Raw genomic sequence first — 25523 nt, forward strand, 5'->3', positions numbered from 1 at the left:
TCAGGAGAATCACATTGGCAAAGAGCGCGACGCGCGGAAATCGCGAGGCTAAGAAGCCTAAACAACCCAAGAAGGCGATCTCTCCTGTGGTGGCCGTGTCCCCGGCAACCACAGGGAAAGGCGCTGCAACCAGCGCACCGGCCAGGAAGAAATAGCAGAAATTGGGCACAGATCCGTGCCCTTTCTGCGCTATCCCATCTCCGGATGTTTCGCTGGAAACCGCATTGACAGGGACAGGGCTACACCAGTGCCCTTGCCTCTCCTTGTTGCAGCATCGGGCCGATCAAGACTGATCCGCCGTTTTCGTACACCGCCTGACGACCGCTAACAGTTAGCGCGTGATGGTGTACCGACACCCTCCGCTATCCACATCGTCCCAGCGCGATGTTTCGATGCACTGGCGATCCGCAACTGCGTCAGCGGCTGCATCGCGTCATGGCTGAACACGCCGGCAGAAGCCGTGCGTGCCTGCTCTCTTGTCCTGACAGAGTTGCGTGATACCTCCGCATTCGTCGGACCCACCCCAGCCCGCGGGCGCCCACTTACGCGACACACCACACGTAAGCCGGCCGCTGCGAAGGAAGAACCGATCATGTCCGACTCCAATGAACAGTACGGCGAGTACAGCGGCGCCGTGACGACGCCCGACGTGTTCAATCCGCCGCTAGCGCGAACGTCGCAACAAAGGCGTCTGTGAACGCGCTGCTGCGTTACGTCACGCGGCGTCGCTTTGTGTTGCCGCCGTGGACCGACACCGCACCGGTGCGAGAGGAACTGTTCGGCGTCGAGCGGCTCGAGCAACACGCGCAGAGTCTCGCTGCCGCGCAACCCGTGACGAAGAACCCTCCCGTCGTGCTGTCGCTGCACACGCGGCTTAACGACAACAGCGCCGTCCTGCTCGCGGCCTACCGCGCAAGCGCCGCAGAACTCGAGAGCGGCCGCGGCGTCGTGCCCGCCGCCGAATGGCTGCTCGACAACTATCACCTCGTCGAGGAACAGATCCGCGAAATCCGCGACGACCTGCCGCACGGTTACTACCGGCAGTTGCCCAAGCTCGCCGCCGGCCCGTTCGCCGGCTATCCACGCGTGTTCGGCCTCGCGTGGGCCTTCGTCGCCCATACCGACAGCCATCTGGATCCGCAGATCCTGCGGCGTTTCATCGACGCGTATCAACGGGTCCAGCCGCTGACGATCGGTGAGTTGTGGGCCGTTGCGATCACATTGCGCATCGTCCTGATCGAAAACCTGCGTCGTCTGACCGATCAGATTACGGTTGGTCGCAGCGCACGCGCGGACGCTGACGCGCTTACCGATCGTCTGCTCGAATCGGGCAGCGCGCGCTCGGCGCTCGAAGCGGACATTTCCACGCGTTCGTCTGGCCTGCTCTCGGAACTGTTCGCCGCGCAACTCGCTAAACGGTTGCGCGACCAGGATCCGCGAACCACTCCCGCGCTCGGTTGGCTGGAAGAGCGGCTCAGGCTCCAGGGCGCCAGCGTCGATGAAGTCGTGCGGCACGCGCAGCAGCGTCAGGGCGCGTCGAACGTCACCGTGCGCAATGTGATTACCAGCATGCGGTTGATTTCCGACATCGACTGGGCGGACCTGCTCGAGAGCGTGAGTCTGGTCGACGCCCGCTTGCGTGCCGGCAGTGCCTTCGGTGCGATGGATTTTCCGACCCGCAATCTGTATCGCAGCGCGATCGAACAACTGGCGCGTGGTTCACGCCTCACCGAACTCGAAGTCGCCGATCTTGCGCTGCACTCAGCGCAAGCGGCCGCCGGCGCAACAGACGATGCCGTGCATACGGAGCGAGCCAGCGATCCCGGCTACCACCTGATCGCCGAGGGCCGTGGCGCGCTCGAACAGGCGATCGGGTTCCGTCCGACGCCACGTTTGCGTATCACGCGATTCAATGTCCGCCTTGGCGCCGGCGGTTATGTCGGCGAGATTCTCACGCTCGCCACGACCTTGCTGGCGCTGGTGTTGTGGGGGCTCGGCTCGGTTGCACCGCGAGGTCTCCATGTCGATGTGTTTTTGCTGTTTGCCCTGTGCGGATTTCTGCCTGCCACTGAGATCGCGACTGCGCTGATCAACCGCACGATCACGTGGAGTTTTGGCGCGATCACGTTGCCAGGTCTTGAACTGGCAGCAGGCGTGCCGTCGTCGCTGCGCACGCTGGTCGCAGTGCCGACGCTGCTGACGAGCGAAGCCGACCTGCGTGAGCAGATCGAGCGCCTGGAGGTGCATCATCTCGCCGGTGCGGGCGGGGACCTGTCGTTTGCGTTGCTGGCAGACGGCCTCGATGCGGATCAGGAAGAGGTAGCCGGCGACGCACATCTGCTGGCCGTCGCTGCCGACGCGATCGACGCATTGAACCGCCGTTACGAGCCAGGCCCGAACGGCGCGCGTTTTCTGCTGCTACACCGTCGCCGCGTCTTCAACGCGAGCGAGAACACATGGATGGGCTGGGAGCGCAAGCGCGGCAAACTGCACGAACTGAATCGTTTGCTGCGTGGTGCAACCGATACAACCTTCCAGCCGATCGCCGGTCGAGCACCGCAGGTGCCGTCGGGCGTGCGTTATGTGATCACGCTCGACGCCGATACGCGTCTGCCACGAGACGCGGCATTGCGCCTGATCGGCAAGATGGCCCATCCGCTGAACCGGCCGAAATTCAGTGAGGCCGAACAACGTGTGGTCGATGGATACGCGATTCTCCAGCCGCGTGTTACGCCATCGCTGCCGGTCGGGCAGGAAGGTTCGCTGTATCAGCGCGTCTTCTCCGGCCCGGGCGGGATGGACCCGTACGCGGCAGCCGTGTCCGACGTTTATCAGGATCTGTTCGGTGAAGGTTCGTTCACCGGCAAGGGCATCTACGATGTCGACGCATTCGAAGCCGCTTTGCGTGACCGCGTTCCAGAGAACGCGCTGCTTAGTCACGATCTGTTCGAAGGCGTTTTTGCGCGCGCCGGCCTCGCATCGGATGTCGAGGTAGTCGAGGAAGTGCCGTCGCGTTATGACGTGACCACCAAGCGGCAGCATCGCTGGACGCGTGGCGACTGGCAGTTGTTGCCATGGATCGTCGGGCATCGCGGTCGGGACCGGCATGCCATGCCGACGATCGGTCGCCTGAAAATGCTCGACAATTTGCGTCGTTCGTTACTCGCGCCGTCGATGATCGCCGCGCTCGCACTGTGCTGGCTGATGCCGGTTCGCGCCGCGATGATGGGCGCGCTGCTGGTGCTAGGCGCGCTGGCGATTCCCGCCTTCCTGCCGACGCTCTTTGCGATCGTGCCGCGACGTACCGGCATCCGTCTGGGCAATCACGTTCGCGTGCTGGCCGCCGATGTACGGCTTGCCACGTTGCAAACTTTTCTGTCGGTCGTGTTCCTCGCCGACCACGCGCGGCGCATGGGTGACGCGATCGTACGGACATTGACGCGGCTGTTCGTGACGCATCGCCGTCTGCTCGAATGGACGACGGCTGCGCAGTCGAGCGGCAGTCCGCGCCTCGATCTGCGTGGCTTTTATCGGCAGATGACGGCTGGCGTCGTGCTCGGGCTTGCGCTGTCGGCTGGGGCACTCGTGCTCGTGCCGTCGCATTGGCCGCTTGTGTTGCCGTTTGCAGTGCTATGGCTTGCCGCACCGGCGCTGGCGTTGTGGACGAGCCGCTCGCCGGGCATCGCGAGGCACTTCGCGATGTCGGACCCGGACACGCGCGATCTGCGTCTGATTGCGCGACGCACATGGCGCTTCTTCGAGACTTTTGTCACGCCGGCTGAGAACATGCTGCCGCCCGATAATTTTCAGGAAGATCCCAAGCCCGTGGTCGCTCATCGGACCTCGCCCACCAATCTCGGTCTTTATCTTCTATCGGCGGTTGCCGCACGCGATTTCGGCTGGTCGGGTACGACCGAAACCGTCGAGCGCCTCGAAGCGGCGCTCGCATCGATGGAGAAACTCTCGCGTTTCAGGGGGCATTTCTATAACTGGTACGGGACGCTGGATCTCAAGGCATTGGCGCCTGCGTATGTTTCGTCGGTAGATAGCGGCAATCTGGCGGGTCATTTAATCGTCCTCGCCAATGCCTGCGAAGAGTGGCTGAACGCGCTGCTCGCGCCGGCTGCGCGGGCAGGGATGATGGACAACCTGCAACTCGCGCGCGAAGCCGTCGATGCGCTGCTGGCCGCAAGCGGCGAGCGCGGCAAGCAGATTACGGCGAGCTTCGACGAAATCGAAGCGCAGTTGCAGGGGCCACAGACGCTCGAAGCGCTGTCGCCGTCGCTGTCCCGTTTGACGGAGAAAGCCGCGAAAGCCGCGCGCGAAATTGTGCCGACCGGCGTCGACGACAGTGCCACCGATCTCATGTTCTGGATCGATGCATTGAGAAAGAGCACTGTCGAGCATGGTCGCGACCGGCAACAATGCACCGATGCACCCGAGCTTTTGCAAGCGCGTTTGAAGTCGCTTGCCGACGCGTCGCGTGCCATGGCGCTCGGCATGGACTTCGCATTTCTGCTCGATCCGGAACGCAAGCTGCTGTCGATCGGCTATTCGCAGTCCGACAACAGCCTCGATCCCAATTGCTATGACCTGCTGGCTTCCGAAGCACGGCTCGCGAGCCTGTTTGCCATCGCGAAGGGCGACGTCACGACGCGCCACTGGTTCCGGCTCGGTCGCTCTGCGACGCCGGTTGGCAACGGCTCGGCGCTGATCTCGTGGTCGGGATCGATGTTCGAATACCTGATGCCGTCGCTCGTGATGCGTGCGCCGGTCGGCAGCCTGCTCGAACAGACGAGCCGTCTGGTAGTGGAGCGGCAGGCGTCGTATGGGCGGTCGCTCGGTATTCCTTGGGGAATTTCGGAGTCGGCTTACAACGCCCGCGACATGGAATTCACCTACCAGTACTCGAATTTCGGCGTGCCGGGTCTGGGTCTCAAGCGTGGTCTTTCGGAAAATCTCGTGATCGCGCCGTATGCAACGGGGCTCGCAGCGATGGTCGATCCACAGGCTGCGCGGCAGAACTATGCGCAACTTGCCGCGCTAGGCGCGCTGGGGCGCTACGGCTTTTACGAAGCACTCGATTTCACGCGTTCGCGGCTACCCGATAACGAGACCGTGGCGATCGTGCGCAATTTCATGGCACATCATCAGGGCATGACGATCGTCTCGATCGCGAACACGCTACTCGACGCGCAGATGCGCGCGCGTTTCCATCGCGAACCGATGATCCAGGCGAGCGAGTTGCTGTTGCAGGAGCGCATGCCGCGCAATGTCGCCGTTGCGCAACCGCGTGCCGAGGAGGTGAACACATCCGCGGTTGAAGCGGGCGCCGTGCCGCCGACGGTCCGGCGCATCGTCGCACCTGCCGAGGCGGATGGCGCACCGGTGACGCACTTGCTGTCGAATGGCCGCTACGCTGTGATGCTAACGGCAACGGGAGCCGGCTACAGCCGCTGGCGCGATACGGCCGTCACGCGCTGGCGCGAAGACGCGACCCGCGACGACTGGGGCTCGTTCATCTTCCTGCGAGATGCGCGCAGCGGCCAGGTGTGGTCGGCGGGCGCACAGCCAGTGGACAGCGAAGCGGAATATGAAGAAGTCGTGTTCGGCGAAGATCACGCTGAATTTGTGCGCCGCGACGGCTCGCTAACCACCACGATGGATGTACTGGTTTCCGGTGAAGCAGATGGCGAAGTGCGCCGTGTGTCGCTCGCGAACAGCGGACGCCGGGTACGCGAGATCGAGCTGACTTCCTACGCCGAAATCGTGCTGGCGACGTCCGCGGCCGACAACGCGCATCCTGCTTTCTCGCGGATGTTCGTTCAGACCGAGTACCTCGCCGAATTCGGTGCGCTAGTGGCAACACGTCGCCCGCGTTCGCATGACGAAAAGCAGATGTGGGCCGCGCATTTCGCGGTTGTCGACGGTGAGATCGCGGCCGATCCGCAATATGAATCGGATCGCGCGCGTTTTCTGGGGCGTGGCCGCAACGCGGGTACGGCGGACGCGATTCTCGGCGATCGGCCGCTCACCAACAGCGTTGGCACCGTACTCGATCCGGTGTTTGCGCTCAGGTATCGCGTACTGGTGCCACCGGGCAAGGTCGCGCGCGTCACGTTCTGGACCGTGGTGGCCGAGTCGCGGGCGCAGCTGCTCGATATGATCGACAAGCACCACGACCGTAACGCATTCGGTCGCGCTAAAACGCTCGCATGGACGCAAGCGCAGGTGCAGTTGCGACATCTCGATGTCGAAGCCGAAGAGGCGGCCGATTTCCAGCGCCTCGCCGCACCGCTCATTTACGCCGACGCGCGTTTCAGGGCGCCGTCTGACACGATCGTTCGCGGGGCCGGTGCGCAGTCGGGATTGTGGCCGCACGCGATTTCCGGCGACCTGCCGATCGTGCTGCTGCGTATCGACGACGTCGAAGATATCGCGCAGGTTCGGCAACTGTTGCGGGCCCACGAGTATTGGCGCATGAAGCGGCTCGGTGTCGATCTCGTGATCGTCAACGAGCGCGCGTCTTCGTACATCCAGGAGTTGCAGGGCGCAATCGAAACAGCGGTGCGCAGTAGCCAGTCGCGGCCACACTTCGGCGAAGAACTCGCGCAAGGAGCGGTGTATACGCTGCGCGCCGATTTGATGAGCGTCGAGGCGCGCGCGTTGCTGCAATCGGTTGCGCGTGTCGCGCTGGTCGCGCGTCGTGGGTCCATTGCCGATCAGCTCGCGCGCTTGCCGCAATCGCAGGGCAAGCCGTCGGCGTTGCGCCGGCAGAAGCCGCCGATGTCGTCGCTATGGCCCGCGCCGATTCGTCAGCCACGCGTGCCCTCGCCGGTTCCAGCGAAGCTCGAGTTTTTCAACGGTCTTGGCGGTTTCGATAAAGACGGTCGGGAATATGTGACGGTGCTTGCGGCAGGCGCAACGACGCCCGCACCGTGGATCAATGTGATTGCCAATCCCGGTTTCGGTTTTCAGGTCGCCGCAGAAGGCAGCGGTTACATATGGGCTGAAAACAGCCGTGAGAACCAGCTCACGCCGTGGTCGAACGATCCGGTCGAAGATCCCGCGGGCGAAGCCCTCTATGTACGCGACGAAGCGACCGGCGAGGTGTGGAGCGCGACCGCGCTGCCGATCCGTGACAGTGGAACCTACATCGCGCGTCATGGGCACGGCTACAGCCGCTTCGAACACGAGGCCAATGGCATCGCGCTCGACTTGCTGCAATACGTACCACTTGCCGACCCGCTGAAGATTTCCCGGCTGACCTTGCGCAATCTGTCGGGCACGCCGCGCCGACTGTCCGTGACGGCATGGCTGGAATGGGTGCTCGGTACGTCACGCGGCGCGTCGGGGCCGTTCATCGTGACGGAGATCGACTCCGCTACCGGCGCGATGCTGGCGCGCAATCCGTGGAGCACCGGGTTCGCGGGGCGCGTCGCGTTTGCCGATCTTGGTGGAGCGCAGACTGCATGGACCGCGGATCGCAGCGAGTTTCTCGGCCGCAACGGTCGCACGTCTGCGCCCGCTGCGCTGACCGGCAAGACACCGCTATCCGGTGCGACCGGTGCAGGCCTCGATCCGTGCGCGGCGTTGCAGGGCGTGATCGAACTGGGGGTGGGTGAGGCTATCGAAGTGGTGTCGTTCGTTGGGCAATGCGCATCCGTCGAAGCGGTGCGTGCGTTGATCGCGCGTTATCGCAAGGCCGATCTCGATGCGGTCCTCGTTGAGGTGACGAACCACTGGCAGAGCGTGCTCGGCGCCGTCCAGGTGAAGACCCCCGACCGCGCGATGGACCTGATGCTAAACGGCTGGCTGCTGTATCAGACGCTTGCGTGCCGTATCTGGGCGCGCTCGGCGTTCTATCAGGCGAGCGGCGCATATGGGTTTCGCGATCAGTTGCAGGACGGCATGGCATTGACGCACGTGCAGCCGGACGAGACACGGCGGCATTTGCTGCGCACCGCGGCGCGGCAGTTCGTCGAAGGTGATTTTCAGCATTGGTGGCTGCCGCAGTCGGGACAAGGCGTGCGCACACGGATCTCCGATGACCGCGTGTGGCTCGCCTACGCAACGGCGACCTATGTTGGCTGCGCCGGCGACGTTGCGATTCTCGATGAACGTGTGCCGTTCCTCGATGGGCCGCAGCTACAACCGGGCGAGCATGACGCATTTTTTCAGCCATTGGTCGCGGACGAATCCGCATCGCTGTTCGAACATTGCGCGCGTGGACTCGATCAATGCATCGAGCTCACCGGCGCACATGGTCTGCCGTTGATGGGCACCGGCGACTGGAACGACGGGATGAATCGCGTCGGTGCGAACGGCAAAGGAGAGAGCGTGTGGCTTGCGTGGCTACTGTTGCGCACCATCGAGCTGTTCGCGCCACTGGCCGAGTCGCGCGATGCCGTGTCTATCGCGCGTGCCCGGCGTTGGCGCACGCATGCGGTGTCGGTGCGCAAGGCATTGGAACGCGATGCATGGGACGGCGAGTGGTATCGCCGCGCGACGTTCGACGATGGCACGTGGCTCGGTTCGCAGCAAAGCGAGGAGTGTCAGATCGATTCGATCGCGCAATCGTGGGCGGTGCTGTCGGGCGCAGCCGATCCGGTGCGTGCGGCGCTGGCGATGGACTCGCTGGAAAAGCATTTGATCCGTCGCGACGACGGGCTTGCGTTGCTGTTCAAACCGCCATTCGATAGAACCGCGCACGATCCCGGCTATATCAAGGGGTATCCACCGGGACTGCGTGAAAACGGCGGGCAGTATAGCCACGCGGCGATGTGGGCGATCCTCGCGTTTGCAAAGCTACGCGATGGCAACAAGGCCGCCGCGCTGTTTGCACTGGTCAATCCTGTCAATCACGCACGCACGGCGGTAGAAGTCGAGCGCTACAAGGTCGAACCTTATGTCGTTGCCGCCGATGTTTATTCCGTAGCACCGCATGTCGGGCGCGGTGGCTGGACCTGGTACACGGGGTCTGCGGGATGGATGTATCGCGCGGGCGTCGAAGGCATTCTGGGCATTCGTCGCGAGGGCGATGTCCTCGTCATCGATCCTTGTATTCCGGACACGTGGCCCGGATTTGCAGCGACAGTGAATGTGCGCTCGACACGGTACGACATTCGCGTCGACTCCACGGCTGGGCACCGTGTGATGCGTGCGGTACTCGACGGCGCAAGCGTCGATTGCGAGGGCGGATGTGTGCGGGTGCCGCTGGACGCCGGTTCGCACACGCTCCTGATTTCGCTGTGCCTTGCAGCGAACGAAGATGTCGATCATGGCGAACAGGTTGTGTGACGATCGACGTACGCCTATCGAGGCGCTGGACGAGCCGTCCGGCGCCGGAGTTTTTGAATCAGGGAAAACAATGTTGGCGTGGCACTACACAACGGGCCGGAAATTGCGGTCCATCACCGCGAGCGGAATGCTGGTCCCAGGCCGCATTGGAAATGAGTCGACCGACGAACCCATACTCTGGTTCTCGCGAAATCAACACTGGGAGCAAACCGCTGGCAAGGCATGCCATGAGGCCGGACAACCGGTGCGCCGTCTGACGATGCGAGAAACCTACGCGGACGGCGAAGGACTCGTGCGCTACGGATGTGACGTCAAGCGCCTGTACGCCGGCGAAGCGTTGCGGCGAAAAGCGTGCATCACCCACGAGGTCTGGGCGGCTTTACATGCGGCAGGGAAGTTGCAACAGGCGTATCCAGCCGCGTGGTGCGGCTCGGTCGACTCAATGCCGATTGATAGCCTGGTGGTGCATGTGATGAGCGAACGCTTCAAATGGGAGCGCTTTGAGGCTTGATGGCACAAAAACCGCCAACACGCAGCTTGCGTCTAGGACAGCGAATACCGGTTCTGCGGGCCGCTCACATACCGCTTCCTCGCGATTTCGAGGAGTTTTTCACGAAACTGGTCGAATGCACCGAGTATCGATCGCTCGTCGGAGCCCGCGTCAGGTTGCAGGTTCCTCAGCATCGCATCGTCGACCTGGAAGGTGATTTCACGCGAGTTGTCATACCCCCAGAAACATACGCAATGCCTGGAGGCATCGTAACTACGGCTGGGATTGGGGAATTCGAGCGCCACGATCAGGCTTTCGTTGACGGAACTGAATAACGCCATTTACTCGCTTTCGAATCGATCGAAGCAAAATTGGTGCGTCTCTGTTCCTCGCGCAAAGCATCTGCGGTTTCGAGGACAAGGGCGTGGGTTTTGCGTTCGCGCGTGTATGCGCTTTCGCCGCCGGCAATAGCCGTGGCTGATTTTGACTTTAATTGCATGTAGGGTACCGGAGCAGGAGGTCACGATATGTAACCCGCCTTGCCCTACTGTATACCCTTCGGGAGGTGCCAGCGTCTTTTATTACCTGACACTGATCCGGTGATTTCTGCGCCATTTGTATCTGTCGACTGGCCATCACGTCGGGCAAAATGGCTTTCTCGACGTGCCCCTATCAATACCGGAAGGTTGTGTACGATACCCGACCGTCCGAATCACGCGATGGAAGCGACTCATGACCACGACAAGAACCATCCGCATGTTGACCCGCTACAAGGCGTGGGCCAACGACCTCATCTTCTCCGCAGTGAGCGAACTGCCGTACGAAGAAGCGATCAAGCAACGAAACACCCGCTTCGGCAACATCGTGCACACGCTCAATCACGTCTACGTCATCGACGACGTGTTTCAGGCCCACCTTCAGGGACGCGAGCACGGTTATACGGCTCGCAATACGCGTGAGCACCCGCCTCTCGACGAACTATGGCGCGCGGTCCGCACACTCGACCAGTGGTACATCGATTACGCCGACGGGCTATCGGCCGAAGATCTGGACCGACCGATCCACTTCAACTTTATCGGTGGCGGCGAGGGTGTCATGACACGCAACGAAATGATCCTGCATGTCGTGAATCACGGTACCTATCACCGTGGTTTTGTCAGCACGCTGATGTTCGAGGCGGGTGTTTCGCTGGCGTCTAACGATCTTCCCGTGTTCCTGCGCGACGTTCCACAAATCCCGGCGTAAGCAGGGGCGCCCTGGCTGGGTCGCCGGTTTCGATTTCAATCGCCCGTTCGCGTCGGCTCCGGCTATGATGACCGCCAGGGTCTGCATGCGGAATGCCGATGCATGCAGACATCACTGCATGCAATTCGAAAGGATGGCAGGCGGGCCAGTCGTCGCGCATATTGCCCCTTGCCGCTCCAGCCACTCAAGGAAATCGCGCCATGAATACCCCGAATTTTCGTGTCGAATATGATCTGCTGGGCGAGCGGCAGATACCGCAAGAGGCTTACTACGGCGTGCACACGCTGCGAGCCGTCGAGAACTTTCAGATATCGGGTGTGACGATCGCGGCGTACCCCGAACTGGTGAATGCGCTTGCCTCGGTCAAGCAGGCGGCCGCTGAAGCCAACGCGGAACTCGGCCTGCTCGATCCCGCGTTGCGCGACGGCATCGTTGCCGCGTGCGTCGAAGTGCGGCAAGGCAAACTGCACGATCAGTTTGTCGTCGACATGATCCAGGGTGGCGCCGGCACGTCGACCAACATGAACGCGAACGAAGTGATCTGCAACCGCGCGCTGGAAATCCTGGGCCACCATCGCGGCGACTACACGTTCCTGCACCCAAACGAACACGTCAATCTCGCGCAAAGCACCAACGACGTCTACCCTACCGCGCTACGCATTGCCACCTGCTTCGCGATCGAACGCTTGCTCGATGCGATGAAGATATTGCGCGATGCGTTCGCGGCGAAAGCCGAAGAATTTGCCGGGCTGCTCAAACTCGGGCGCACGCAGTTGCAGGACGCGGTGCCGATGACGCTCGGTCAGGAGTTCTCGACGTATACGGTGATGCTCGAAGAGGACATGGCGCGGCTCGGGGAAACCTCCGCGCTGATCCGCGAAATCAATCTTGGCGCCACGGCAATCGGCACGGGCATCACCGCGCACCCCGAATACGCGGGCAAAGCGCTCATCGCGCTGAACCGGATCACGGGGCTAGAACTGTCCACGGCCCCGAACCTGATCGAGGCAACTCAGGATTGCGGCGCGTTCGTGCAGATTTCCGGCGTGCTGAAGCGGATCGCCGTGAAGCTCTCCAAAACCTGCAACGACCTTCGGTTGCTATCGAGCGGTCCGCGCGCGGGTTTTGGCGAAATCAACCTGCCGCCGATGCAGGCCGGCTCATCGATCATGCCCGGCAAGGTGAACCCGGTCATCCCCGAAGTCGTCAACCAGATTGCCTTCGAGGTCTTCGGCAGCGACGTGGCGATCACGTTCGCAGCAGAGGCCGGCCAGTTACAGCTGAACGCATTCGAACCCATGATCGCGGTGAGTCTGTTCCGCAGTTTCAAGCATCTGACGAATGGCTGCACGACGCTTGCCGAGCGCTGTGTGAAGGGCATCACGGCGAACCCCGAGCGTCTGCGCGAAACTATCGAACGCTCGATTGCCCTCGCCACCGCGCTCAACCCGTACATCGGCTACAAGAACGCGACCTCGGTCGCCTCCGAGGCGCACGCGAACGGCACTACGGTCCGGGAAGTCGTGCTGGCTCGAAAACTGATGACTGAGAGCGAACTCGACGACGCCTTGCGTCCCGAGGAACTGGTGCGCCCGCGCATCTACGCCGCGAAAGCCGTGGTCCCGAAGCTGAGCACCGCCGACGAACCGGCCGGCGCACCGGGCCTGCCCGCTGAGTGACAGTACGCGGCGCAGGGGCCGCCGTCAGACCGAATGTGCCATCCGGGAATAAAACCGACCCGCCGGCTGTCTTATAGCTGTCGGTCCCGGAATACGGTTACTGCAGGGTTCTTCAATGGCCGATCCAATCATCGCGCAACGCTTCGCGGCACTGGTCCTGCCGCACATGAATTCGGCCTTCAACGTCGCGCGTTGGCTGACGCATAACGACCAGGATGCCCAGGACGTGGTCCAGGAGGCCTACCTGCGCGCGTTCCGTTTTTTCGACGGGTTTCGCGGCGAGGATGCGCGCGCGTGGCTATTGAGCATCGTGCGCAACACCTTCTACACCTGGCATCAGCAGAACCGCGGGCACGCGTCGCAGACGTCGAGTTTCGAGGAAGACCTGCATAGCACCGAGGCATGTGCCGCCGAATCCGACAGTAGTCCGGAAGCGATGTTGATCCGCAGTCAAAGTCAGAAGCGGGTGCACTACGCGCTGCGCGCCCTGCGGCTGGAATACCGGGAGGTGGTCGTGCTGCGCGAGCTGGAAGAGCTGTCGTACAAGGAAATCGCGACCATCGTGGGGATTCCGATGGGTACGGTGATGTCTCGCCTCGGGCGCGGTCGCCAGCAACTCGCGGCGCTGCTCGCCCCGACGGATCGGGAGGCATGATGGATCACGAACACGCATTCGAATTGTTGCCGGCCTATATCGATCAGGAGCTGAGCCTGTCCGAGGCGCTCGCGTTCGAGCGGCATCTTGCGAGTTGCCAGGAATGCCAGCGCGTTTATGAGCAGCACCGTCAGGTGAGTGCGCAGCTCAAGCAGGCGGACTTGCGCGTGGATGCGCCGGCTGAACTGCTGAAGCGTATCGAAGCTGCGTTGCCGTTGCCCCGGCCGCGCTCGCTCTGGCGGAAGCTGGGTGACCGGGTTGGCGGATGGTTCGGCGGCGGTAGCTCGCCGGGTTGGGCGCCGGTCGGTGCGATGGTGTTGAGCGCGGTCGCGCTAACGTGGAGCGCGGGGCTCTATCTATCGGTGCCGTCGAGCGAGACGCGTCTGACCCAGGAACTCGTCGATAGCCATATTCGCTCGCTGCAGTTCGATCACCTGTCCGATGTGATTTCAACCGACAAGCACACGGTCAAGCCGTGGTTCGACGGCAAGCTCGACTATGCGCCGCCGGTGGTCGATCTCGTGCAGCAAGGGTATCCGTTGATCGGTGGGCGGCTCGATTACCTCGATGGGCGATCGGTTGCCGTGATGGTCTATCGCTACAAACTCCATCCGATCAATCTTTACGTCTGGCCGAGTAAAGATGCGGGCACTGCGCCGCCGCGTATCGTCGAACGGCAGGGCTATCACCTCGCGCACTGGACGAGCGCAGGCATGAACTACTGGGCGATCACCGATGCCGGTGAAGCCGAGTTGAATGGCTTCGTTGCGGATCTGCTTGCGCATCCTGCGTCCTGAACGCGGAATAAAACCCACCACACGCCGGTCTACTTCACGAACCCGATCGAGCGGCCCGCAGGATGATCCTGCGGCTCACTGCTCGCATCGTCATCGTGAGGTCGCTATGCCGTCACATCCTCCTGTCGATCCGTCGCGCCGCGGCGCATTGAAATGCCTCGCCTTCGGTGGCGTGGGCACGTTGTTCGTTCTGGCCGGCGGCGTGCTTGCGCCGATCGATCTCGCGCTTGCTGCGAGCGAGAAGAGCGCATCAGTCGATTCCGGCGTTCCGCTGTTTCTGCAGATCAGCGACACGCATATCGGTTTTAACAAGGAAGCCAATCCCGACGTCGCGGGCACGCTCAAGCAGACAATCGATCTAGTCAACGCAATGCCCGTCAAACCCGCGCTGACGATCCACACCGGCGACATCACGCATCTGTCGAAGGCCGCCGAATTCGATCTTGCTGCGCAACTGCTGTCGGGCCTGAATATCACCGAGCTGCACACGGTACCGGGCGAACACGACGTGACCGATGGACCCGGCGCGGAATACTTCAGCCGCTTCGGCCAGGCATCGGACAACAAGGGCTATTACAGCTTCGATCATCAAGGCGTGCACTTCATCGCGCTCGTCAACGTGATGCACTTCAAGCCGAACGGTTTAGGCGGGCTCGGCGACGATCAGCTCGCGTGGCTGGAAAACGATCTGAAGGGACGCTCGTCGAGCACACCGATCGTCGTCTTCGCGCACATGCCGATGTGGACGATCTACGAACCGTGGGGTTGGGGAACCGGCGATGCCGGCCAGGCGATGAGCTATCTGAAGCGGTTCGGTTCGGTGACCGTTCTCAACGGCCATATCCACCAGATCGTGTCAAAAGTGGAAGGCAATATCACTTTCCATACCGCGCGTTCTACGGCTTATCCGCAACCGGCTGCAGGCGAAGGGCCGGGACCGATGCCGCTGACGGTGCCGGGCGATCGCCTGCCGCACATGCTCGGTGTGACGCGCATCAGTGTCGCAAGTCATCCGCTTGCGGCGACGCTCACCGATACGACACTCGTCTGAACGAGTCGATACGTTTATTCAGCCAGGACTTGCATCATGCCAACGATAATTTCTCGCCGTGCGTTTGTTGCCGCTCTCGGCGCCGTGGTGTTCAGCGCTGCTTCCGTGGGCGCTTCCATTTCCGTTGCACAAGCCGCCGAGCCCAACGCGGTCGTCATCAAGAATTTCATGTTCATGCCGATGTCGCTGACCATCAAGGCGGGCTCGACGGTGACATGGAAAAATCTCGACGGCGAACCGCATACGGTCGTGAACGACAGCGGCTTGTTTCGTTCCAGCGCGCTCGATCAGAACGACACCTATCAATTCAAGTTCGACAAGCCCGGTACTTACAAGATATTTTGCGGCATCCATCCGAACATGAAGGCAACCATCACGGTGGAATAGGGTGTGTCATGTGAGATGCGCCGCCCTGTCGCTTAAGCCAGTTTCGCGGCGATCGCCTGACCGACATCCGTCGTACTCGCTTTACCTCCAAGGTCGCCGGTATGCGGCCCTTCAATCAACGTCGCTTCGATCGCCGCCAGAATTGCGTCATGAGCCTCGCGCTCCTTGCCCGTGTGGTTGCCGAGAAAGTCGAGCATCATCGCCGCTGACCAGATCATCGCGATCGGATTCGCGATGTTCTTGCCCGCGATATCGGGCGCCGATCCATGCACGGGCTCGAACAGCGAAGGAAACTTCCTGTCCGGATTCATGTTGGCCGACGGTGCCAGCCCGATCGTGCCGGTACAGGCCGGCCCGAGATCCGACAGGATGTCGCCGAACAGGTTGGTCGCCACGACGACGTCGAAGCGATCGGGGTTCAGCACGAAACGCGCGCAGAGAATATCGATGTGCTGCTTGTCCCACGTGACGTCCGGATACTGTGCGGCGATGCCGGCCGCACACTTGTCCCACCACGGCATGCTGATGGCGATGCCGTTGCTCTTCGTTGCAACGGTGATCTTCTTGCGTTCGCGCCGTTGAGCGAGATCGAAGGCGAACTTCAGCACGCGCTCGCTGCCGTGCCGCGTGAACACCGATTCCTGCAGCACGAATTCGCGCTCGGTGCCTTCGAACATCACGCCGCCCACCGACGAATATTCGCCTTCGGTGTTTTCGCGCACGATCCAGAAGTCGATGTCGCCGGCCTTGCGGCCCGCGAGCGGCGAAGGAACGCCGGCGAAAAGGCGCGCAGGCCGCAGGTTGATGTACTGGTCGAATTCGCGGCGGAATTTGAGCAGCGAACCCCACAGCGAGATGTGGTCCGGCACCGTGTCGGGCCAGCCGACTGCGCCGAACAGGATTGCATCGGCGGATTGCAGCTGGGCCTTCCAGTCGTCCGGCATCATCTGGCCGTGCTTCGCGTAGTACGCGCAGCTCGCCCATTCGATGTGCCGGTATTCGAAGTCGATGCCGAAACGCTTGCCTACGGCGTCCAGTGTTCTGAGCGCTTCGGGCATCACTTCGACACCGATGCCGTCGCCAGGGATCACCGCAATCTGGTACTTGTTCGCCATGTTCCTGCTCCTCCATGAGTCTTCGATGGTGTGACAGTGGCTAGTCTATTCCTTCTGTTTGATCTTAAAATGGCGGCTTCAGTTAAGTCACTGTGCACGAATCGTGTACAAAGAGATCCGCCATGAATGCCGTCCCGTCACCCGATCTCGGCGATTTGCGCGTGTTTTGCGAAGTGGCGCGCAAATCGAGTTTTAGCGCGGCAGCCGAGGCGTTGTCGGTGTCGGCGGCCTATGTCAGCAAGCGAATCAACGTGCTCGAGGCGACGCTCGGCACACGGCTGCTGCATCGCTCGACGCGCCGCGTCGCGATCACCGAAGCCGGTGAACGCGTCTACGCATGGGCGGAAAAGATACTCGACGATGTCGAGCAGCTCGTCGAGGACGTGTCCACCACGCGGCGCATTCCGGCCGGCAAGCTGCGCATCTCGAGCAGTTTCGGCTTCGGCAGGCGGTTCGTCGCGCCCGCGCTGGCCCGTTTCTCGGAGCAGTTCCCGCAGCTCAATGTGAGGCTCGATCTGTTCGACCGGCTCGTTGACGTAGGCGGCGAAGGCTTCGACCTCGATATCCGCATCGGCGACGACATCGCGTCGCATCTGATCGCGAAGCGGCTCGCGTCGAATCACCGTGTATTGTGCGCGTCGCCCGATTATCTGGCGCAGCACGGTGCGCCGAAACAGCTGGCCGATCTGTCGTCGCATGCGTGCCTCGCGATCAAGGAGCGTGACCATCCGTTCGGTCTCTGGCGTTTGACGGTGCGTGGCGACGTGACATCGGTCAAGGTCACCGGGCCGCTGTCGAGCAATCACGGCGAGGTGGCCGTGCAATGGGCACTGGCGGGGCGTGGCATCGTGCTGCGCTCGATGTGGGATGTGCGGCCGCTGCTCGAGAGCGGCCAGTTGCAGCAGGTGCTGCCCGACGTCACGCAACCGGCAAACCTGTGGGCCGTGTATCCGGCGCGGCTCGCGCAGTCGGCGAAGGTACGGGTGTGTGTCGATTTTCTGAGCGAGGAGTTTGCGCAGCCGCGCGCCGCAGATGACTGAAGTGCGGCTGCGATCCTTCGATCACATCACGCACGATTTACGGCGCCGCAACCGCCGGCCGGTACCGGCCCGGATTCGCACCCGATACGCGCTTCATCAAACGTCGCAGCGCCGTCGAGTCGCGGTAACCGACTGCTTCGGCGACCTGTTCGACTGTCATGCGACTCGTTTCGAGCAGAACCCGCGCCCGACGCATACGCACGCTTTGCACCAGCGCGAGCGTGCTCTTTCCGGTTGCCCGGCGCACGTGCCGCGACAGCGTGCGCTCCGACATGCAGAATTCCTGTGCGAGCGCCGTCACGGCGGTTGGATGCGGTAGCGCACATTCGACGCGCGCCGCCAGCCGTGCCACCAGATCGTTTCCGTTAGCCATGACTTCCGGCACGATGAACGGCGCCTGAGCCTGGCGCCCATCGATTAGCAACATGCGCGACACGATATCCGCGAGCGCATTGCCGCAGCGCTCGCGGATCAGATGCAGCATCAGATCCGTTTGCGCAAACGCGGCGCCGGCCGTAACGACGGGACCGTCTGCGCACACCATCCGGTCGGCGTCGACCGTACTGTCCGGTCCCATTCTTTTCAGCAACGGCGCGAGCCACCACGACGTGGTCGCGCGCCGACCCTGCAGCAGCCCTGCCGCGTTCAGCAGAAACACCGCCGAGCACGAAGCCGCGACATGTCCGCCGGCCTTCGCGTGTCGCGCGAGCGCCTTGATCGCCCGCACCGCATCGTCGTATTCGAGCCGCTGCGTAAGCGACGCCGCTGGGCTGACGCCCAGACCCGGCACGACCCATATCGAGCGGTCTTCTCTTGGCCGCACCGGCAATCGGGATGTCTGCACCGTCAAGCCGGTTTGCAGCTGAACCGACCCGCCATCCACCGAACACAACCGCCATCGCGGTGCTACTACGCCTGCTTGCGCCGCCAGCGCCGTGGCCGCGCTGAGAACGTCGAGCGTGATGGTGACGCTGCTGGGATAGGCATCTTCCAGGACGAGAACCGTGAAATCGAACATGTCGGATTAAGCCCTAAAAAAGTCGAATCGGACACTGTGATTTTGACGCGAAAAACACTTCAATACAAGCTTTCTGTTCACTTGCGTATCGATATGCCAAACATTTTTGTGAAGATTCCGAAGGGTTCGTTCGCTGGTGCGAGTCGCGTGGCACTTTCTGCGGGAATCAGCGACGCAGCGGCAGCGGTGGAACAGATTCCTGCCGATCCGGCAAAGCGGTTTCTGTGCTGGGTGTTGATCGAAGAAGTTGAAACCGGCAACTGGACTTGCGGAGGAATCGATATGACAGCGCGATTTCTTCCGTGCGTCGCGCTGGTGTACGTGCCTGCGGGTGTGCTCGATGGCGCCGCGCGTAGCCGCTATGTCGAGCTTGTGCACGCCGCGTTCAGGCAGTCGCTTCCGGCGGGCGAGACGCGCCGTCTTGAAACCTCGGTCGTACTGCACGACGTGGCCGACGGTGCGTGGGGTGTAAGCGGTGTGGCGTGGACGCTTGCCGATTTCGCGCGTGCCGCTGGTTACGCGCATTTGCAGAACGTGATGCCCAACGCGTAGCTGTTACACATTCCGGTCGAAATCGGATAGTGCCGAGACAGGCCACCCACCTAAGCTTCCTGCGAGATTTCCTCTATCGAAACGAAGGTTGTGCGAGATCGCTGCATTCAGGCGATTCGCACGATTTCCACGCATGGGAGTGGTGATGAGTCAAGGTGGCGTCTGGCGAATGGCGGCGACTCTGGTCGCGTTGGGAGTGTCTGCGGCAAGCGTTGCCGCGCCGCCCCTGAAGACCGAAACGCTCAGCATCGAGCCGGTTCCGAAGCCTGGGCCGCATTGGCTCTATCTGGTCGATGCGGCCAACAGCCACATGATCGATGCACGTCTCGTGATCTACGACGCCGATCACAAGAAGATCGTCGCGCAGGTCGGCGCGGGCTCCTGGCCCGGGCTCGCTGCATCGCCCGATCGTCGCTACAGCTATGTCGCGACGAGCTACCTGTCGCGCGGCACACGCGGCGATCGCACCGATGTGCTCGAGATCACCGACAACAGCAGCTTCGAAAAGATCGCCGAAGTCGTGCTTCCGCCGAAGCACGTTCAGGTCGTCACCGCGAGCTTCGATACGTCGCTGAGTCGCGACGGCAAGTTCGCCTACGTGTCCAACATCACACCGGCGACGTCGATTACGGTGGTGGATATACAGCATCGAAAAGTCACCGGCGAGATCGATACGGCCGGCTGCGTGCTGTCCTATCCGTCGGGTAATCGCCGCGTCACGGCGCTCTGCGAGAGCGGTCGCGCGCTGACCTTCACGCTTAACGACGCCGGCAAGGAAGTCTCGCGCCAGCAAAGCGACGCATTCATCGATGTCGACAGGGACCCGCTGTACGTCAATGCGCAGCACCTCGGCGACAAGTACGTGTTCCTGTCGCATCACGGGATGATCCGCACCGCAGATTTCTCGAAGGGCGCCGGGCAGTTCGGGCCGCCGTGGAGCTTGTTGAGCGAACCGGAGCGCGCCGCGGGCTGGCGCCCCGGTGGTAATCAACCGTTCGCGCTGCAAGAGAAAACTGGGCGGATTTACGTCGCGATGCACCAGGGTGTCGACGGTTCGCATAAGGACCCGGGCACGGAGATCTGGGTCTACGACCTCGCACGGCGGACACGCATCGCGCGCTGGAACCTCGCCGCGCTGAAAGTCGAACCGATCACATCGATCCAGGTATCGCAGGACGACAAGCCCGTGGTGTACGGCACCGGCGGAGCCGATCTGATCGTGCTCGATGCGGCGAGCGGCAAGCTTTTGCAAAACGAAAAGCAGCTCGGCGAAAGCTTCGACGTGATGGCCGCTTTCTAGCAGCTGCACACCATCGCGTCGTTCGAACCCGAACGGCACGCGAGTCTGTCACCGGAGAATCCATGTTCGCTCTCGATCCTGTGTTGCGCCACATCAGCGTGGCGGCTGGCGCGATCGTTTTCTTTCTGTCGGCATTGACGAAGTTTCGTAGCCTCGCGGTGTTCACTGCAGCGTTCGGCGCTTACCGGCTCGTGCCTGCGCGCTTGACGCCTTATGCGGCACCGCTCATTCCGGTTCTGGAAGCCGGGTTTGCAGTGGGGCTGCTGTACGCGCCGATCCGTCCGTTTGCGGCACTCGGCCTGCAATGTCTGCTTGGCGTTTTCGCGGTCGCGTTGCTGATCAATCTGCTGCGCGGCAACTATGCAATCGACTGCGGCTGCGGTGGTTTCGTCGAAGCGCAATCCGCTGCGGCGTCGAGCGGTATCGGTTACTGGCACGTCGGCCGTGTTGCCGCGCTGGTTGTGTTGCTGTGGCCCGCGCTGCAGCCGGCAACGGAGCGCCAGGTATTTCTGCTCGATTACGCGACGGTGTTCTTCGCTGTGCTGTTCATCGTCGGCACGTACTACGTTGTCGATCTGCTGCTCGCAAATGCGCCGAAGCTCAAGAATCTCGGGACGTGACCATGCTGAGCGTCGTACTGGTTTTTAGCCTTGTGTTGTGGATGGCAATCGCGGCACTGCTCCTTGTGAATCACCTCATCGTGTTCTTTTCCGTTCTGCTTGTTATGGGCGTCTGCTTTGTCGTCGATCTGTGGCTATCGAACGCATCGAAACCCAAAAAACCTGAGGCATGACCATGTTGAATGCATTGCTGATTTCGAATCTGGTGTTGTGGGTCGCGACTGCGGCTCTCGTTGCGCTGTGCCTCGCGCTGGCCCGGCAAATCGGCGTGCTGTACGAACGTCTGATGCCGGTCGGCGCGCTCGTGATCGACAAGGGGCCGGCGGTCGGCAGTCTCGCGCCGATGTTCGAGCTGTTCGATCTGCTCGAGCGTCCGGTGAAGATCGGCGGTCTTGACGAAGCGGGGCGCGGCACGCTGCTGTTCTTCCTGTCGCCTACTTGCCCGATCTGCAAGAAGCTGCTGCCGCTCTTGCCGTCGATCATCGCGAATGAGCGCCAGCCGTACCGCATCGTGCTCGCGAGCGACGGCGAGCGCAACGAACACAGTGCCTTCTATCGACGTGCCGGCCTTGAAGCGCCGGTGAATGCGGTGCCCTACGTGCTGTCCCAGGAACTCGGGCAGACGTATCAGATCGGCAAGCTGCCGTACGCGGTGCTGCTCGATGAATTCGGCACGGTGCGGGCGAAGGGGCTGGTCAATACGCGCGAACACCTCGAAAGCCTGTTCGAAGCAAGGGAGCAAGGTGTCGCATCGATTCAGGAATATTCCGGCAAGCAGCGGCAATCCGCCGCGCAAGCCTTTTGATCACGACGCGAGGAACCGCGATGAAATGGTTTGATGCAATGTTCGTTCAATCGGCGCGCAACGTCGCGCAACGCAGCTCGCGCCGCGGTGCACTGGCGCGTCTCGGGCGCGCGGTTGCGGGGGCCGCAGCGCTGCCGTTGTTGCCATACGACCGCGTTGCCCATGCGCAGACACCGGCCGCGACATCCGGCGCTTCCGGTACGCTGGCCGCCGGCGTCAACGACCCGAAGAGCTGTGACTACTGGAAGTACTGCGCCGTCGACGGCTGGCTGTGCAGTTGCTGCGGCGGCACGTCGACCAGTTGCCCGCCTGGCAGCACGCCATCGCCAATCACATGGATCGGCACCTGTCGCAATCCCAACGATGGTCGCGACTACATGGTCTCGTACAACGACTGCTGCGGCACGACCAGTTGTGGGCACTGCCTGTGCAGTCGCAATGAAGGCGAGAAGCCGCTCTACAAGCTGTCACTCGACAACGATATCAACTGGTGCATGGCGAACCCCGTGTCGACGTACGTGTGTTCCGTGTCCTACATCCTTGGGGTGGCGCAGAAATGAAGCGGTGGAACACGATGTTGTTCGCGCTGGCCGTCGCGTGTGCGGCCAGCCCGATGCACGCGATTCACGCGCAACAGATGAACGATCTCGGCAAGACGATCTTCGCCGCGCGCTGCGCGGTCTGTCATCAAGCAGACGGCCGTGGCATGGATGGACTCGCGCCTCCGCTTACCGACTATCCGGCGCGCTACGTCACGGTCGCACCGGGCCGCAAGCAACTGATTCAGACCGTGCTCAACGGCATGTACGGCGATGTCGCTGTCGGTGCGAAGCACTACAACTTTCGCATGCCGTCGTTTGCGAGCTTGAGCGATTCGGACATCGCCAACGTGCTCAACTACGTCGCGTTCGATCTCGCTGCGAAGAAGGGCAGCAAGGCATTGCCGCTGCGTCCTGAGGACGTGCATGCGCTGCGTGCCGAAGCGCTCGACGGCGAGCAGGTGCGGCAGCGGCGCAACGCATTCCTGCCTTCGCTGGGACTGTAGCGGTGAATGCGCTCAGCCGTCTGGTTCGCACATTGCGACAGCACGGTCTCCCGATCCTGCTGCTCGCGTGCGGTGCGGCGAGTGCGCGTGCACAAACGATCGACAACGCCCGCGCGCTGCAGAACTACACGCTCAACTGCATGGGTTGCCATTCGCCGACCGGTGCCGGCGTCGCGGGAAAGATCCCGCCGCTGCGCCATGCGCTGGGCTACTTCATGCATTTGCCGCAGGGGCGCGAATTTGCCGTGCGCGTGCCGGGCGCATCGAACTCGGCGCTCGACGATAGCGAACTCGCCGAAGTCGTGAACTGGCTGCTGATCAGTTACAACCGCGAAGAGTTGCCGGCGGACTTTCGCCCGTACACCGCGGAAGAAGTTGCTCGTCTGCGTCGTCCGGCGCTTGCTGAAGTCGCGCAGCGGCGCGCGCATCTGGTCGAGATGTTGCACCGGCAGGGCATTACCGATGTGAAGCCGTCTTACTGAAACGGCCCGGCATCGTGCGCGCAACCCGAGTGAAGGCGTCGCCAGGTCTGCGACGGTTGCTCGCCGAACATCGCGCGATAGTCGTGTGCGAAGCGGCCGAAATGCAGGAACCCCCAACGCGCCGCGGCGTCGGTCACCGACTGCGCGCTCTGCAGTTCGTGGCGTACACGGTTCAGGCGGACTGCGCGCAGGTAGTCGACGGGTTTGACGTCGAGTGCATTCTGGAACGCGTGGTAGATCGTGCGCGTCGCGACGCCGAGCTGCGCGCCGAGTTCCGCAACCGACAGCGGGCACGTATCGCTAGACTCGATCAAGTCGCGCGCGGCGGTAACCAGCGACCAGTCACGTGTGGCATTGCTCTGCGGCGGTCTGCATTCGCTGATCTCGTCTTCGAGCAGCGCCGCGAGATCCAGCACAACCGATTGCTCGTGCTGCGCGCACAACGCGCTATCCAGCAGCAGATGCGGTGCCGACGAAGCGATCTCGAACAGCGCCATGAGCCGTGCGCGGAACCTGTGCAGCAGACTGTGATCGACGGTCAAGATGCCCGGCGATGCAGGGAGCAACGCGGCGATACGTTGCAACCCCGCGCGCGCGAGCGGGGACCCCAGCGATTCGATACGTCGCGCGTCCAGTTCGATATTGCAATCGAGGTAGCAGTCCGGCGACACCAGTTCGAATTCGCGGTCGCCGGAAAAGACATGCAGGCCGTCGGTATGACTGGTCTGTCCGCACATGCGCGCGTGGCCGCCTAGCTGAAACGGCACGCCGACAGCGATCGTGTCCGCGACGTAGCCGCGCTGGAACACGACGCGGTTCATCTTCTCGACGAGAATGCACACGCCACCGATCTCGATGACGGTCACGGAGCCGTCAAAGGTGCCGCGGGAGATCTGGCAGTACGACTGATGCCAGTTGCTGAACAGTCCCGCCTGCTCTTCGATGTCGCGGCTGCGGCGCAATTCGATGGTGGATGGGGCAGCGATTGACATCAATGCGGTACCTGGGGAAGCGCAGCGGAACGCGTCAACAGATGCTTGACGAAGCGATGAAACAGCTCCGACTGGCTGGAGATGCCGAGCTTGAAATGAATGTGCTTGCGATGATTCTTCACCGTCCCTTCGGCGATCTGCAGCGTGCGCGCAATCGACAGGCTTGAATGACCGCGCAGGATCAGACTGACGATTTCCTGTTCACGTAGCGTGAGGATATCGGTGGCGAAATCGGCGAAGGCGGCGTGCAGGTAACCTGCCACATCGCCTTGTTGCGGCGCGCTCGATGTGCTCGCAGCGGGCGGCGCAGTCATCAGCAAGTGACGACACAGCAACGCATTCAGCAGCGGCTGGACCGCGTCAAGACAATGAATGTCTTCATCGGTAAAGCGCGTGCGACCGTTGCTGCGCATCAACGAGTAAGCCACGTAGGTATCGGGCGCAGGACTACCGATAAAAACGATTTCTTCGGCGAGCGAACCCGAGGTCATCGAAATACACGGATGCACATACGGCGAGTGGTAGTAGTCGCTGTCGAAGAATTCGTCCGGCGCCAGTTCCGCCATGCGATACAGGCCGGCCGCCACGCGCTCCATGCAAGCCGAGTAAACCGGATCGAGCAGATAGGTACCGTTCAGATAGTTGCGCATCGCATCGAGTTCGGACACGCCGTTCAGATTGTCGTGCAGCAAGGCCGGCGAATGCGAACGCACGTAGAGCAGCACGCAACTCAGATCGAACTCGACCAGCAACTGCAGCGTGTCGTCGAGCTGGCGCATGAACGTATCCTGTCCGATCAGCTCGACGAGCGTCGGCGCGGCGTTCTGCCAGGCGGCAATGTCGCTACCATCGCCAGCACGGCGCGGCCGCGATGCGGGGGAAACGCTCATGAAAATGGCCTCGGAACGATACGACGGGCGCGACTGCGCACCGAATCCAGCCATCGTATG

General features: G+C 62.2%; 22 protein-coding genes. 17 read left to right on the plus strand and 5 right to left on the minus strand.

Translation table 11 applies throughout. The annotated features are described in order from the left end of the window. Nucleotides 1–693 precede the first annotated feature (693 nt). Together FNZ07_RS14455 and FNZ07_RS14460 are read left to right on the plus strand one after the other, a co-directional pair. Nucleotides 694–9300, plus strand: a complete 8607-nt coding sequence (locus FNZ07_RS14455) for a GH36-type glycosyl hydrolase domain-containing protein (protein WP_091009064.1) — start codon at nt 694–696, stop codon at nt 9298–9300. Next, complete coding sequence (locus tag FNZ07_RS14460; protein WP_143098028.1) at nt 9272–9811, plus strand: hypothetical protein; 540 nt, start codon at nt 9272–9274, stop codon at nt 9809–9811. The genes FNZ07_RS14455 and FNZ07_RS14460 overlap by 29 nt, the downstream gene beginning before the upstream one ends. 32 nt (nt 9812–9843) lie before the next feature. On the opposite strand, the gene FNZ07_RS14465 is transcribed toward FNZ07_RS14460, so the two are convergent. Continuing rightward, nucleotides 9844–10131 carry a DUF1488 family protein gene (locus FNZ07_RS14465; protein WP_091009070.1) on the minus strand — a complete coding sequence of 96 codons (288 nt, stop codon included), beginning with the start codon at nt 10129–10131 and terminating at the stop codon, nt 9844–9846. A 391-nt stretch (nt 10132–10522) separates the two neighbouring features. Between FNZ07_RS14465 and FNZ07_RS14475 the strand changes: the two genes are divergently transcribed. The 6 genes from FNZ07_RS14475 to FNZ07_RS14500 all read left to right on the plus strand — a co-directional run bounded on the left by FNZ07_RS14475 (nt 10523) and on the right by FNZ07_RS14500 (nt 15604). After that, nucleotides 10523–11035, plus strand: a complete 513-nt coding sequence (locus FNZ07_RS14475; RefSeq protein ID WP_091009077.1) for a DinB family protein — start codon at nt 10523–10525, stop codon at nt 11033–11035. A gap of 200 nt (nt 11036–11235) precedes the next feature. Next, the gene (gene aspA / locus FNZ07_RS14480) at nt 11236–12714 is read left to right on the plus strand and encodes an aspartate ammonia-lyase (RefSeq protein ID WP_091009080.1); all 1479 of its coding nucleotides are present in this window, start codon (nt 11236–11238) and stop codon (nt 12712–12714) included. 115 nt (nt 12715–12829) lie between these two features. Further along, nucleotides 12830–13369 carry a sigma-70 family RNA polymerase sigma factor gene (locus FNZ07_RS14485; protein ID WP_091009083.1) on the plus strand — a complete coding sequence of 180 codons (540 nt, stop codon included), beginning with the start codon at nt 12830–12832 and terminating at the stop codon, nt 13367–13369. Then, nucleotides 13366–14166: an anti-sigma factor family protein gene (locus FNZ07_RS14490; protein ID WP_245811396.1), complete on the plus strand. Its 801-nt coding sequence runs from the start codon at nt 13366–13368 to the stop codon at nt 14164–14166. Before FNZ07_RS14485 ends, FNZ07_RS14490 begins: the two co-directional genes overlap by 4 nt. Before the next feature lie 106 nt (nt 14167–14272). Further along, nucleotides 14273–15217: a metallophosphoesterase family protein gene (locus FNZ07_RS14495; protein WP_091009090.1), complete on the plus strand. Its 945-nt coding sequence runs from the start codon at nt 14273–14275 to the stop codon at nt 15215–15217. Nucleotides 15218–15253: 36 nt separating this feature from the next. Then, complete coding sequence (locus FNZ07_RS14500) at nt 15254–15604, plus strand: cupredoxin domain-containing protein (RefSeq protein ID WP_091009093.1); 351 nt, start codon at nt 15254–15256, stop codon at nt 15602–15604. 32 nt (nt 15605–15636) lie between these two features. Here FNZ07_RS14500 and FNZ07_RS14505 read toward each other — a convergent pair whose 3' ends face one another. Beyond that, nucleotides 15637–16719 (minus strand): tartrate dehydrogenase, encoded by a 1083-nt coding sequence (locus FNZ07_RS14505; protein WP_091009096.1) that lies wholly within the window; start codon nt 16717–16719, stop codon nt 15637–15639. 122 nt (nt 16720–16841) lie between these two features. Between FNZ07_RS14505 and FNZ07_RS14510 the strand changes: the two genes are divergently transcribed. Next, entirely contained in the window at nt 16842–17759 is a 918-nt protein-coding gene (locus FNZ07_RS14510) for a LysR substrate-binding domain-containing protein (RefSeq protein WP_091009098.1), read from the plus strand. A gap of 37 nt (nt 17760–17796) precedes the next feature. Here the strand turns inward: FNZ07_RS14510 and FNZ07_RS14515 are convergent, their stop codons facing one another. Beyond that, entirely contained in the window at nt 17797–18777 is a 981-nt protein-coding gene (locus tag FNZ07_RS14515) for a GlxA family transcriptional regulator (RefSeq protein ID WP_091009100.1), read from the minus strand. Between the two features lie 93 nt (nt 18778–18870). Between FNZ07_RS14515 and FNZ07_RS14520 the strand changes: the two genes are divergently transcribed. The 8 genes from FNZ07_RS14520 to FNZ07_RS14550 all read left to right on the plus strand — a co-directional run bounded on the left by FNZ07_RS14520 (nt 18871) and on the right by FNZ07_RS14550 (nt 23581). Continuing rightward, nucleotides 18871–19329, plus strand: a complete 459-nt coding sequence (locus FNZ07_RS14520; protein ID WP_091009102.1) for a tautomerase family protein — start codon at nt 18871–18873, stop codon at nt 19327–19329. Nucleotides 19330–19474: 145 nt separating this feature from the next. Next, nucleotides 19475–20629 carry an amine dehydrogenase large subunit gene (locus FNZ07_RS14525; RefSeq protein ID WP_177228259.1) on the plus strand — a complete coding sequence of 385 codons (1155 nt, stop codon included), beginning with the start codon at nt 19475–19477 and terminating at the stop codon, nt 20627–20629. Nucleotides 20630–20691: 62 nt separating this feature from the next. Next, nucleotides 20692–21249, plus strand: a complete 558-nt coding sequence (locus tag FNZ07_RS14530) for a MauE/DoxX family redox-associated membrane protein (RefSeq protein ID WP_091009108.1) — start codon at nt 20692–20694, stop codon at nt 21247–21249. Nucleotides 21250–21251: 2 nt separating this feature from the next. After that, nucleotides 21252–21422, plus strand: coding sequence for a hypothetical protein (locus FNZ07_RS33650; protein ID WP_170275773.1), 171 nt, complete (start codon nt 21252–21254; stop codon nt 21420–21422). A 2-nt stretch (nt 21423–21424) separates the two neighbouring features. Further along, nucleotides 21425–22054 (plus strand): methylamine dehydrogenase accessory protein MauD, encoded by a 630-nt coding sequence (gene mauD / locus FNZ07_RS14535; RefSeq protein ID WP_091009111.1) that lies wholly within the window; start codon nt 21425–21427, stop codon nt 22052–22054. 20 nt (nt 22055–22074) lie between these two features. After that, nucleotides 22075–22614: a methylamine dehydrogenase light chain gene (locus tag FNZ07_RS14540; protein ID WP_091009114.1), complete on the plus strand. Its 540-nt coding sequence runs from the start codon at nt 22075–22077 to the stop codon at nt 22612–22614. Beyond that, nucleotides 22611–23099 (plus strand): c-type cytochrome, encoded by a 489-nt coding sequence (locus FNZ07_RS14545; RefSeq protein ID WP_407670588.1) that lies wholly within the window; start codon nt 22611–22613, stop codon nt 23097–23099. The genes FNZ07_RS14540 and FNZ07_RS14545 overlap by 4 nt, the downstream gene beginning before the upstream one ends. Before the next feature lie 2 nt (nt 23100–23101). Continuing rightward, on the plus strand, nt 23102–23581 hold the full coding sequence (locus FNZ07_RS14550) for a c-type cytochrome (protein WP_407670589.1): 480 nt from the start codon (nt 23102–23104) through the stop codon (nt 23579–23581). Here the strand turns inward: FNZ07_RS14550 and FNZ07_RS14555 are convergent. Both FNZ07_RS14555 and FNZ07_RS14560 read right to left on the minus strand, forming a co-directional pair. Next, nucleotides 23575–24573, minus strand: coding sequence for a helix-turn-helix domain-containing protein (locus FNZ07_RS14555; protein ID WP_091009117.1), 999 nt, complete (start codon nt 24571–24573; stop codon nt 23575–23577). The genes FNZ07_RS14550 and FNZ07_RS14555 overlap by 7 nt on opposite strands. Beyond that, nucleotides 24573–25463 (minus strand): response regulator transcription factor, encoded by an 891-nt coding sequence (locus FNZ07_RS14560; RefSeq protein WP_091010869.1) that lies wholly within the window; start codon nt 25461–25463, stop codon nt 24573–24575. Before FNZ07_RS14560 ends, FNZ07_RS14555 begins: the two co-directional genes overlap by 1 nt. Nucleotides 25464–25523: the final 60 nt, after the last annotated feature.

Origin of the sequence: Paraburkholderia megapolitana, from assembly GCF_007556815.1 — a bacterium.
Taxonomy (GTDB): Bacteria; Pseudomonadota; Gammaproteobacteria; order Burkholderiales; family Burkholderiaceae; genus Paraburkholderia; species Paraburkholderia megapolitana.